A 12,111-nucleotide genomic window follows, 5' to 3' on the forward strand; every position below is an offset into this window, starting at 1 on the left:
CACGGCATGCGCAAGGATTTCATCACCGCGCCGCTGCAGATGAGCCCGCAGGAAGGAAAGGGATTCAACGCGTGGTGGCCCATGCCCTTCAAGGAAAAGGCCGTGCTGGAAGTGGAAAACCAGGGCGACGAAGGCTACTTCCATTACTTTTACATCGACTGCGAGGCCTATCCCACCGTTGACGCGGTGGCGGATCAGGCGTATTTTCACGTACAGTGGCGCCGGGAGGCCGATACGAAGGGCTGGGCCTTCGAGGAAGGGCTCAAACCCGACGAATACCGGAAGGACCCGCGCTGGCTGAATACGAGCGACCGGGACAACTACGTCATCTGCGACGTCGAGGGCGACGGTATCTACTGCGGCGCCCACCTGGACATCGACTGCTTTCAGCGGAACCCGAACGACTGGTACGGCGAAGGCGACGACATGATGTTTATCGACGGAGAGGCGTGGCCCCCGTCGCTGCACGGGACCGGCACCGAAGACTGGTATCACGGCGCGTACGGTCCGACGACGGAGTTCCAGGCGCCGTACCACGGGATCATACTCTACAGCGGGAACCCGGACTGGAGATTCAAGGGCAAGAACACCGTATACCGTTATCATATTGAAGATCCGATCCGGTTTCGGAAGAGCTTCCGCATGTCCATCGAGCACGGCCATGCGAACAAACTGAGCAACGATTACGCCAGCACCGCCTACTACTATCTTTCCGAACCACGGAGCGGCGGACCGGTCCTGTTGCCGGTCGACGAACGACTGCCGCGACCGAACGAGGAGTGGTACGGCTGAGGACGAGCAGCCCCATTATTGGAGGTCCAGATGTTATCACAGGAGCAGGTTGAGTTCTACCACGAGAACGGTTACATGACCGTCGACAAAGTGCTTTCCGACGCGGAGGTCGCGGATCTGCAGCGGGTGACGGACGAATTCGTTCAGAAAGCGGCCGCCTTTACCGAACACACGGATTTTTACGATCTCGAGCCGGGGCACTCGGCGCACGATCCGCAGGTGCGCCGCCTCAAAAGCCCGATCGATCACCACGACGTGTACATGCGCACCATCAAACACGACAACATCCTGGACATCGTCGCGCAACTGATCGGCGACGACATCCGGACCAACGGCAACAAGCTGAACATGAAGTCCGCCGACTATGGCAGCCCGGTGGAGTGGCACCAGGACTGGTCCTTTTATCCCCACACCAACGACGACATTCTGGCCGTGGGCGTCTGCATCGATGAGATGACCGAAGCCAACGGCGCCCTGCTGGTGATTCCGGGCTCCCACAAAGGCCCGACTTACAATCACCACCAGGACGGAAGGTTCTGCGGCGCGGTGAACGATCCCGATTTCACCGCGGAAAACGTCGTGGCGCTCGAAGTGCCCGCAGGCGGGATATCCATCCATCACGTCCGGACGCTGCATGGTTCAGCGCCGAACTATTCGGGCGCACCACGGCGCTTGCTCTTGTTCCAGATGGCTGCCGCCGACGCCTGGCCGCTCACGGGAGCGGGCGACTGGGACGTCTTCAACGGCAACCTCCTCCGGGGCGAACCGACCAACGTACCGCGCATGGCCGACCTACCCGTGCGCATGCCCCTTCCCGGACCGGAACGAGGCGGCTCGATCTACGAGACCCAGTCGGTCCTCGAGAACAAGACCTGGGCCCGGTGAACGAGCCCGCCCATAGCGAGTCGGAACACAGGCATCCGATCCTGTTTTTCGATGGCGTGTGCGGCCTCTGCAACCGGTTCGTCGACTTTATGCTGCAGGCCGACAGGCAGCACCGGTTCCGGTTTGCGCCGCTTCAGGGCGAAACCGCGCGACGCCTGCTGGGAATGCATAATCAGGCCGGTGGCCACGAGCCGGGCGATCCCCAGGCGGGCGATCCCCGATCTTTCATATTCCTCGATACAGACAGGCAATACGAACAGTCCAATGCCGTTTTGCACGCCCTGATACGATTGGGCGGCGCATGGCGATTGATCGCCGTGCTGTATGTTTTTCCACGTCCCCAGCGCGATTTCATCTATCACATCGTCGCGCGCAACCGGTACCGCTGGTTCGGCAGGCGCGACGCGTGCAGGATGCCCACGCCCAAAGAACGCGATCGGTTTCTTCCGTGACGGGCGACATCGATTTGTGTCCTGTACATTCGATCTGTGTCGTCCCTCTCCTCGCTACCCTCCCATCATGACCGCCAAATTCACTTCAGACAACCATCCCTTCGTTACCCCCGACGTAGTCAACGCGCTACCGAGCAAGCCCGCGGATTTCCGATCGTCTTACGGATCAATGCCTCCTCAATACGGGGAATTGCGCATACCGGCCGGGCGTGGTCCTCATCCGGTGGCTGTGGTCCTGCACGGCGGTTGCTGGCTGTCGATTTACACTGACCTGCGCAACGCGAATGCGCTGGCCGACGCCCTGCGGGACGAGGGCATCGCGACCTGGAACGTCGAATACCGGTGCGTGGACCAGGAGGGCGGCGGATGGCCGGGGACTTTTCACGATGCCGGGAATGCGACGGACCACCTGCGCACCCTGTCCGCGGATCACAATCTCGACCTGGACCGCGTCATCACCATCGGTCACTCGGCGGGCGGACACCTGGCCCTCTGGACGGCGGCACGCCAACGGCTGCCTGAGGAAAGCCCGCTCTGGACCGCGGACCCGTTGCCGTTACGCGGCACCGTCGTACTGGGCGGCCCCGGTGATCTGAATCGGTTTATTCCTCATGCGGACACGGAGTGCCGGCAGGGCGTGGTGACGGAACTGCTTGGATGTGCCGGCGTATCATCCAAAGAACTTGAGAAGCGTATAGCGGGGCGATTTCGATGCGGATCGCCCATAGAAATGCTGCCCCTGGGCCTTCCGCAGGTCATGATCAGCACGGAACACGACTGGGTGGTACCGCTGGAACTGGGTGAGGCCTACGCGGCGGCAGCCCACGCGGCCGGTGACCCTGTCGAACACGTCATCATCCCGAACGCCGGCCATCACGAGTTCATGGTACCGGGTTCCGCGACGTGGCCCACCGTACGCCAGGCCGTGCGTTCGCTGCTCGAAACCTGAGACGACCTGCAGGTCAGGTCTATTATCGAAAGGCCATGTCATGCCCAACATCACCGTAAAACCTGACTGCAAGAACGCGCCAAAGAAGGCCCTGTTGCGGGATTTCATCTCCGCCTTCGCGCATGCCGATATCGAAGGCGTCCTGTCGCCGATGAGCGACGATATCGTCTGGAACCTGGTGGGCGACAGCGTGATCGAAGGAAAAGAGAACGTCCGCGCATTGCTGGAAGCGATGAAAGGGGTCGGAACGAGCGACCTGGTCATCGAATCCATCATCACCCATGGCCGGGAGGCGGCAGTCAACGGCGTGATCCGATCGAACTCGGGCCAGGCCCACGCCTTCTGCGATGTGGTTCAATTCACCAGTGCGGCGAGCATGAAGATAAAGACCATGACCTCCTACTCGATCGCCCTAGACGATGAGTAGGCCTAGCCGACCAGAAACGCCCCGGACGAGGCGGACGCGTACCTTGCCTAGCTTCCAAAGGCCCTGCTAGAGAATACCTCGCGAGCACGGTTGTTGGAGTTGGAGTCCGGTTAAGGCAAAAACCTCGACCGATTATCGTAAAACCCGACGCGAAAAGGATATGATCATGGATTTGCTTACGTCGTATGGCACGGTGCTGAACAAAAATAGCAGCCGTTAATCTTCCAGAACAGATGGCGCCTTCGCGCTTCATTTACTGCGCTATGGCACGATGCGAAGCTGCCCAGATATTCCATGTTGGACACAATAAAACTGCTCACAGTAACACACGGAGCCATATGTACCTCGTGATCGCCGTTCTGCTGGGCATTATGGTTAAGGTAATAGTTCGCCATGGCCGGCTTCATCCTCTTTGTTATATTGTTACTTACATTCCCGAGATTAGTTGGATCATTCAGGTTTTCAATCAGGTAGTCTGTTCGACATCAGCATTTCACAAAATTGCAAAGGTGTCATGTTGGCGAAGGAAACACCCTTATTGGGATCTCCGACGATTCGCCGGGCCATTTCAGCTTTTCTCTCAAGCGCCTGCACAACAACCTCGTCGAGCGTATCTTCAGCAATCAAGCGGAGATAAGTAACCCCCAATTCCTGGCCAATACGATGGTTACGGTCTTGGCTTTGTGCATACAAATCATATCTCCAGTTAAGCGTCTCATAGATGGCGTAGGTTGCGGCCGTCATTGTGAATCCAGTTCCGGCGGCCGCGGGGTTGGCGATGAGCAGGTTTACCTTCCCGTCCGATTGAAATGACTGGACAATGTCTTGCCTTTCGTCAGTAGGCGTACCCCCATACAAACTCACCACCCCATAGTGCTGGTATCTTTCCACAAGATCCTCAATGGTACGTACGTAGTATGACCAGAGGATCACTTTTCTGCCACACGAGCCAATTAGCTCATGTAACATCCTATCTAATTCTTCGAACTTTGCGGGTTCGCGTTTTTCTTCTGGATTGACTAGGGCAGGATTGCTTGCAATCTGGGATAATCTTAGAAGTCGAGTGAAAGCCGTCGACGCGAAGGCCTGAAACTCCTCCCCATCCATGCTACTTACGTCCCTCACGATACCGTCACGTGTGTCACAGTAGAGTTCGCGCTGCCAAGGCGGAAGAGGGACGTATATATCCACAAAAGTTTTTGCTGGCAAATCTAAGCATTCCTCCTTGGTGCGGCGGAGCAAATAAGTGGATATCCTGGATGCAAGTTTCTCCTGTAAAATTGGGTTTTCAGTCGCATCGCCGTAGTCGATCATAAAAACATCGTAGGGTCCGAGAATGTTGTCATTGGTGACAAGGCCGATCTGGGTATGGATATCACTCGGGCTATTCGTGACAGGAGTACCCGTCAACAGCCACCGAAAATCTGCTAAGGGGGCTAAGTATCGTGCGGAAACACTAGTGAGGGAGTATCTACTTTTGACATAGTGCGATTCATCGAGCACCAGGACTGGATGGAGTCGGCGCATGAGTGCTCTGATCGGTGCTATCTCCCCTCTCGCCGCTTCGTAGTTTATAATAACAACATCCTCGAATACGTTCGCTAACAGTGCACGCCTTGTCCGAGCAGATCCCTCTATTATTCTGACGGTTAAAGTTGGAGCGAATTCTCTGATCTCCCGGCTCCATGTCCGCTTCAATGAATTCGGGCAAAGTACGAGCATGTGCTCTGCACGGTTCTGATGGCGCAACTTCAAGAATGCCTCAATTGCGGTTAGTGTTTTTCCCAACCCCTGTTCAAATGCAAGGATTCCACACCTTTGCCTGACAAGGAATTCACGGCCCTCGATTTGGTGGGACATTAGTTTGGGCACTAGCTAGACCTCCATGGCGAGTACCGTTGGAGGCGGTGTTCGAAATCCTCCAACCCCTCTTGCAGGTCTTTATACTCATCACGGGTTATCGACTTGACATCCTTTAGGGAAGCAGATTGTAACCCGAGTGTAAATTGACGCAGGTGTAGACGGAAAGCTCCGACGCCAGCGGGACGAGACGCCAGCAAGTCAACGCAACGTTGTAATTCGTCGACCACCTCATCGTCGAACTCCTCGTCGCGCTCCAACGCACGTTCCAGCTGTCCATGTAGTCCTGAGATCTTGCCATTGATTCCGGTTTGGCCTGCCCGTAACTGATTTGCGATGTTGTGAGCGGCGTGGCGTTCGTGGGATTTCAAGACCTCCCATTTCTCCGGGTCTTCGCGATACTGTGCCATGTGTCTGGCATCCCGGTATTCTTTGAAGACGTCATGCCTGACCATCTCAAAGACCTCTCCTCTTAACTGCTCACCTTCGGCAGTGTTAGCTTTCACCTTCGCCCCGAAACCTGTTGCCTTGCTGATTTCCTCCAAAGTACTAAAGTGATTAAGGGCTAACCTCTGAGCGTCGTCATCGTCGACGAACTCCACGAACTGTTTAGCGAACTTATACGCATCTCTCAACCGGGAGGCCCAAGACGTGCTCTTTCCCATATGGGAAGCAAGTTCTGTCAAACTAAACAGGGCTGAATCACCCTCGACCTTCTCGTAGATAAACATTGCCTGTACATACCTGCCCCAATTCCTCACACCAGAACCACGAACATGAATCTGTGCGAGAAGTACTGCGTTTTCCCTTTCTGAAAAATTAGGTGGAAGAACCTTGACTTTTACCCTTCGATATCGACTTTGGTTCGGCTTTCCTTCGTATCGCCGAGACAGATCACGGAGGACTGTTACCCTGGTTGCACCCTCTATCACTAGGTATCTATGGCCTTCGCTAGGCCAAACGTAAATTGGTTCTAACTGGCCAAGATCGTCGATGGACTTTCTCAGTGCATCGTAGCCGTTAGTCCGCATCAGGGTGGCTTCCATTTCATCTTCGCTAGGAATCCCCTCTGTTAGATATGGGATGAGCCTCGGATTGTCCGACCAGAGATGGACATCGTCGAAGACGTCTAGTTCATCTGCAGGAAGCTGGTATTCCGTTCCTCCAATGTGTTCACGATAGTAATTCGGGACCGGGTTAAATTGCTTTTCACTCATCTGAGTCATCTCCTATATCCAATGATGGCACTGCCATCGGTGGTAAGTTTGAAAACAGTGGTGGAGCAGCAGGTACCTGGTCGTTGCAAATCGGGTCAAGAAGCCGAATGAGAAAAGATTCCACTCTATAAGAGAGGAACGGACCGACTGGAGCCGCGCTAAAATAGGTGGTATCGATGTCCTGGATGCACCGGATTGATGTCTTTGCTCGAGGATGAGTTATGTGTTCCCACAGGCGACGACGGATGTTATTAGTCCTCCCAGCGTAAAACACGGGATAGCCACCATAAGCACAAGAGAACGAGTGCAACATGTATACACCTCCGATTCCATACGGAATGCGTGACACCTCCTCGTTACATAGCAGCATCGGTCCAACCCAATCCAAAACAATTCTTGTTTCGACAAGTTCAATCATGATATCGACAAAGTATATACCGCCTCAGCAAAAAGCAACAGCTTTTTTTCCTGAGATGGTTAATACTATTCTTTTGTTTAGTTGTCTCAGGTGGTATATTCTGCATGGGGGGAGTGACTATGCAGAAAGATCAAATGGTCTTCTATGAACCGTCCATTTCACAATCCGATAACACGGATATGAGTTGTATAGATTTGTTCTCTGGGGCTGGTGGAATGGCTGAGGGATTTCGACAAGCTGGATTTAAAGTCCTTTCAGCGAACGACGCAGATCCGGCTTCAACTGAGACTTTCCGAGATAATTTCCCAGAAGCTCGTTTCATCAAGGGCCCTATTGAACTTCTGCAACCTGAGAACTTGGTTAATGGACACAGCATAGTTGAAGGCGAAATTGATTGTGTCATTGGCGGTCCGCCGTGCCAAGCATTCAGCATAAACAACCATCGAAGATCAGCAGAAGATGATCGGGCGGGGCTGTTTCGTGATTACCTTCGAATCGTTAAAGCACTGAAACCCCGCACTCTTGTGATGGAGAATGTTCCAGGTATCCTGTCGATCAACAACGGTGCTGTCGTTAAGGAAATCGAGGAATCCCTGGCTGCACTCGGATACCAGAGCAAGACACGGATACTTTATGCTGAGGAGTACGGAGTTCCCCAGGAGCGAAGGAGGGTTTTTATTACAGCCACCAGATTGGGCTGGGATGACTCCCTAATCCCAGATGGCACCTATGGTCCAAGGCCAAAGCCATCCAAACACTCAGGGCACTTTATTCATCGATGGCGACGTTGTAACAGCATGGTGTACGGACATATGAACTCATTAACTGTCGGCGCCGCTATCGGCGATCTGCCTGAGATTGAAAACGGTGGAGGCTCTGACATGATGAAGTTTGGCAGCCCCCCGAAGACTCAGCTCCAGTTCTTATTACGAGATAAAGCGGAATACGTCTATAATCATTATACGAGGTGTTTAAGTGAGAATATGATGAAGCGGATACAGGTAGTTCCTGAAGGCGGATCTTGGAGGGACCTTCCGTGGGATCTACTTCCTGCTGGTATGAGACGGGCAAATCGTAACTCACATACGAAACGCTACGGCCGTCCGAGATCAAGATCCAGAAGCTGTACAATACTCACAAAGTGTGATCCTCACTGGGGAAGCTACATACATCCTACGCAGAATCGCACGCTCTCGGTCCGGGAGACTGCTCGAATACAGTCGTTTCCAGATCGATTCCGGTTCTACGGTGGGATTGGCTCTCAGTATGCCCAAGTTGGGAATGCCGTTCCTCCTCTTCTAGCGGCCGCCATTGCTAACTCAGTCAAGCAGCATCTAGTAAAGCGGCGGTAGACCGTAGTGATGAGGCATCTGAATGCCCGATATCTTCGATCCGCGTAAGCGTAGTGAGATTATGGGCAAGATCAGAAGTACGGGCACCGCACCAGAAGTCCATTTGCAGCGTATGGTTCGGGCAATACTGGGCCACCGCTGGCGCATTGAGTACAACGTGGGTGATCTACCAGGGAAACCAGATGTACTCATTCCTACCCTGTCGCTCATTGTGTTCCTCGATAGCTGTTTCTTCCATCAATGCCCGCAGCACGGACGAATCCCAGACACTAATCAAGCCTACTGGAAGCCCAAGCTGGCGAAGAACGTCAAACGCGATAGAGCTAACCGTCGTAAATTAAGGTCAATGGGTTACAGTGTGTGGCGGTTCTGGAGCCACGATTTGAACGGTCGCCGGATTGAGGTTACATATAGCAAACTAGAAAGGCGGCTCCTGCTGCGTGTGGAAATGTGGAATCGACTAGGGAGACCAAGATCTCCGGGAGTCACTGTAGGACGTCTATAAACCAGCTATGCGAAGGGCAATCGGCTAGACAGTCTTTACGGCAACGTAACACAGTACCTAGCACAAATAAGGGCACTGTAGACACTGCCAAAATGTTGTAAGTGCGTACAGCAGGATTCCATGGAATTCCCGGAATTACCAAACGGAGCCCCGAAAGTGACAGAGCGCAGACCACGTCCTCAAATGCCCACATTCGTGAAGGCCTTGATTGTCATGATGATAGGCATTCTTGCCGGTGGAACATTAAATTTCATGCTTGGCGATCAGGGCGCCGATACGCCCGCCTTTGCGATCTACGGTGGGGTACTCGCACTCGTGATCTACATCGTACAAGCGCGATTGAGAGCGCGAAAGAAGTAGGAAGCCGGTCTGGGTACAGGTGAGACGCAGGCGGGTAGCCGGAGGGAAGCGGATTGCAACCCGGTGGGAAGCTGGGAGCTACACGGCCAGCACTTCCCGTAGTGCATCCAGAAAGGCATCGTTCTCTTCGGGCAGGCAACCCGATGGTGACCCGCAGGTCTCGTTCCAGCATGGGATACCAGCTCACGTCGAGAATCAGCACACCCCGGTCAATGAGTCCGTGGAAGATCTAGGTCACAGGACGTTCCGCCTCGAAGAGTATGAAGTTGGCGTGCGACGGTTAGGGTTAATTGCCGGCAGAGGTCCCGCAGGGCTTCGAAGACCCGTTGTCTTTCCGCCCGGATCATCGACGCACGTTCCTCGATCAGCGCATCGTGACCGAACCTGAATGCACCGAGCGCGTCAACTACCAGATTCCGGTCTTCTGGCTGAAGAGAGACTTCGTGGCCATGTCGACCGTAACGAAACATGTCGGTTTCCACAATAAAACATACGCATTCCCGTGGCGATGAAAGAGGAGTCCGGTGAAGAAGGCATCTGGATATTAGGAACCACTTTCCGAATCAAGCAAGGGACCGACTTGCCGGAGGCGCTACAGGAGAGGGCCTTGCGGGCACGCCTGGTGGAGTTGGAGGCTAACCGAGAAAGGTGACAGCCCGCATAAGCATTGTCGGGGCAGAAGTAACCTAACGCTGGGAGATTGGCTCAGTTGACCTGCCGGTCCACAGATACTCAGCGAAAGGCATTGGGTATATGTTGAACCGAGATAAAAAATTGTCAAAAAGCAATTGACATGCGAATAGGCAATGACTATATTGCCCTTCGACACTAACAACCACCTTCCAAAGGAGCGAGAAAATGACGACGAGAAACAATGATCCGCAGGTCATCGAAGTCAAGACTGTCACCATTGAAGTAAACGACCATAAGGTGGAGATGCATGGCGGACCAGCGACAGGCCTTGAGATAAAGGAGGCCGCGATCAAACAGGGGGTCAGTATTCAACTGAACTTCGTTTTACAGGTCCAACTGCCGAACGGATCAAGCAAGGTAATCGGAGATGGGGACAAGGTACCATTGACTGATCACCTCGCCTTCACCGCTATCGCCGCGGATGACAATAGCTAGGGACGTCCAATGAAACAAGATGTAGCTACCGCGATTGAGGAGTTGAAACGAGCGTTTCCGTCCTCCGTAGTATGTAGTTCGGAGGACGGAAGCGGGGGGGCGTACGTTGTTATCGAGAATGTCGAAATCGGGGATCGGTATCAGCCATCGACCACTTGGCTTGGAGGCCATATCACGGCGCTATATCCATACGCCGACATATATCCACACTTCATTGGAGACGACGTAAGCCGAATAGACGGTGTGCCTTTTGAACCGCCAATTACCGCCGGAGCTCAGTTCCTCGGTCGACCGGCCTTGCAGGTGTCTCGTCGCAATAACCATACTCAGAACTATCCTCAGACAGCGGTGGCGAAATTCGTTAAGGTATTACATTTCCTAGAGGAACTCCGATGACTGCGGAGACTTGCGACATCCTGGTGACTTCCAAGCATCACCAGCAAATCATGAAGCATCTGTATCCCGGCGATCATGATGAGTACGGTGCGATCCTTCGTGCTGGCGTCGTGCGCAATGGATCTTCCATGCGATTGTTGGTGCAAAACGTACAGCCGGCGGAATTCGGAACCGACTACGTCCCAGGCCAATACGGATACCGGGCACTCACACCTACCTTCATTCACAGAGAAATCATCAAGTGCCGGGATTCAGGCCTGGCTTACCTCGCAATTCACAACCATGGAAGTGATCGCAAAGTCGGATTCAGTAAAATCGATATCGATTCGCATAAACGCGGGTATCCGGCGCTCCTCGATATTGGCCGCGGAGTTCCGGTTGGTGCTCTAGTGTATGGCCACCGATCCGTGGCCGCTGATATCTGGCTGCCAGATGGTAGCCGTCGCACGCTTGGGTCATACCGTATCATCGGCAACGAGATTACAAGGCTTTACTCTCAACCCCGTCGAGCTCGTGGGTCGAAAAACGAGCACGATCGTCAAGTACGAATGTTCGGCTCAGCTGGACAACAGATCCTGAATGCGAGCAAGGTTGCTGTAATCGGGCTTGGTGGTGTAGGTTCGCTAGTGGCGGAATACCTCGCACGACTTGGGGTTGGGAATCTAGTACTCATCGATCCGGAAGAAATAGAACGCAGTAATCTTAGTCGTGTAGTTGGTGCTACAAGAATCGACGTTGAAATGGGTCAGCTCAAAACCCAGATTGCGGTTCGTCACATTCGGGAGATGGCGACAGATGCCACACTGCAGCCAATCGCCTTAGACGTTTCACGGAGGTCGGTTGCTCAGATTCTGCGTGATTGTGACTTCATCTTCCTAGCCGCAGACTCCATGCGAGCCCGGCTTGTTGTCAATGCTCTTGCCCATCAGTACCTCATTCCAACGATACAAATGGGTGCAAAGATACGGAGGGGTAATCGTGGCAGACTTGATGATGCCATGTGTGCGGTGCGAAATATCAGACCGGGTATAGGCTGCCTATGGTGTAACGGTCTGATCGATTCGACTCAGCTTGCTATTGAGGCAAAGTCGGACCAGGAACGAAAGAATCAGGCCTACGGTGTACAAGAAGCCAACCCTAGCGTGATCACTTTAAACGCAGTTGCTGCCGCCCATGCCGTTAACGACTTTCTGTTCGATTTTTTAGATCTTAGAAAAGATGAAACGGATACAGCCTTTCAGAACTTTCATTTCCATCATAGCAAGATACAAAACGTTATTCCGCGCCACGATAAGGAATGTAGAGAATGCGTACACAGGTTGGCTATGGGCGACGCACTCGAACTACCGGTTGTGGAAGGATGACGTGGT

At 53.7% G+C, this 12,111-nt stretch carries 13 protein-coding genes; 10 read left to right on the plus strand and 3 right to left on the minus strand.

The annotated features are described in order from the left end of the window. The 5 genes from F4Y38_00005 to F4Y38_00025 form a co-directional block, all read left to right on the plus strand. A partial coding sequence (locus F4Y38_00005) for a DUF2961 domain-containing protein (protein ID MXY47655.1) occupies positions 1-792 on the plus strand: 792 nt, incomplete at its 5' end. A 30-nt stretch (positions 793-822) separates the two neighbouring features. Beyond that, positions 823-1,677 (plus strand): phytanoyl-CoA dioxygenase family protein, encoded by an 855-nt coding sequence (locus F4Y38_00010; GenBank protein MXY47656.1) that lies wholly within the window; start codon positions 823-825, stop codon positions 1,675-1,677. Between the two features lie 38 nt (positions 1,678-1,715). Further along, positions 1,716-2,129 carry a DUF393 domain-containing protein gene (locus F4Y38_00015; protein ID MXY47657.1) on the plus strand — a complete coding sequence of 138 codons (414 nt, stop codon included), beginning with the start codon at positions 1,716-1,718 and terminating at the stop codon, positions 2,127-2,129. Between the two features lie 67 nt (positions 2,130-2,196). Further along, positions 2,197-3,078, plus strand: a complete 882-nt coding sequence (locus F4Y38_00020) for an alpha/beta hydrolase (GenBank protein MXY47658.1) — start codon at positions 2,197-2,199, stop codon at positions 3,076-3,078. A 40-nt stretch (positions 3,079-3,118) separates the two neighbouring features. After that, complete coding sequence (locus F4Y38_00025) at positions 3,119-3,505, plus strand: nuclear transport factor 2 family protein (protein MXY47659.1); 387 nt, start codon at positions 3,119-3,121, stop codon at positions 3,503-3,505. 176 nt (positions 3,506-3,681) lie between these two features. Here F4Y38_00025 and F4Y38_00030 read toward each other — a convergent pair whose 3' ends face one another. Genes F4Y38_00030 through F4Y38_00040 form a run of 3 tightly spaced genes read right to left on the minus strand, consistent with a single transcriptional unit; the run spans position 3,682 to position 6,591 of the window. Beyond that, positions 3,682-3,912, minus strand: coding sequence for a hypothetical protein (locus tag F4Y38_00030; GenBank protein MXY47660.1), 231 nt, complete (start codon positions 3,910-3,912; stop codon positions 3,682-3,684). A 55-nt stretch (positions 3,913-3,967) separates the two neighbouring features. Next, entirely contained in the window at positions 3,968-5,377 is a 1,410-nt protein-coding gene (locus F4Y38_00035; GenBank protein ID MXY47661.1) for a DEAD/DEAH box helicase, read from the minus strand. Further along, positions 5,377-6,591, minus strand: a complete 1,215-nt coding sequence (locus tag F4Y38_00040; GenBank protein ID MXY47662.1) for a hypothetical protein — start codon at positions 6,589-6,591, stop codon at positions 5,377-5,379. Before F4Y38_00040 ends, F4Y38_00035 begins: the two co-directional genes overlap by 1 nt. Before the next feature lie 588 nt (positions 6,592-7,179). On the opposite strand from F4Y38_00040, the gene F4Y38_00045 reads away from it, so the two are divergent. The 5 genes from F4Y38_00045 to F4Y38_00065 all read left to right on the plus strand — a co-directional run bounded on the left by F4Y38_00045 (position 7,180) and on the right by F4Y38_00065 (position 12,105). Further along, the gene (locus tag F4Y38_00045) at positions 7,180-8,352 is read left to right on the plus strand and encodes a DNA cytosine methyltransferase (GenBank protein MXY47663.1); all 1,173 of its coding nucleotides are present in this window, start codon (positions 7,180-7,182) and stop codon (positions 8,350-8,352) included. Between the two features lie 22 nt (positions 8,353-8,374). Continuing rightward, on the plus strand, positions 8,375-8,857 hold the full coding sequence (locus tag F4Y38_00050; GenBank protein MXY47664.1) for a very short patch repair endonuclease: 483 nt from the start codon (positions 8,375-8,377) through the stop codon (positions 8,855-8,857). A 120-nt stretch (positions 8,858-8,977) separates the two neighbouring features. Beyond that, the gene (locus tag F4Y38_00055) at positions 8,978-9,217 is read left to right on the plus strand and encodes a hypothetical protein (protein MXY47665.1); all 240 of its coding nucleotides are present in this window, start codon (positions 8,978-8,980) and stop codon (positions 9,215-9,217) included. 858 nt (positions 9,218-10,075) lie between these two features. Continuing rightward, positions 10,076-10,345, plus strand: coding sequence for a hypothetical protein (locus F4Y38_00060; protein MXY47666.1), 270 nt, complete (start codon positions 10,076-10,078; stop codon positions 10,343-10,345). Positions 10,346-10,737: 392 nt separating this feature from the next. Then, entirely contained in the window at positions 10,738-12,105 is a 1,368-nt protein-coding gene (locus F4Y38_00065; GenBank protein MXY47667.1) for a ThiF family adenylyltransferase, read from the plus strand. Positions 12,106-12,111 lie beyond the last annotated feature (6 nt).

Source organism: Gemmatimonadota bacterium (assembly GCA_009838645.1).
Classification (GTDB): Bacteria; JAAXHH01; JAAXHH01; order JAAXHH01; family JAAXHH01; genus JAAXHH01.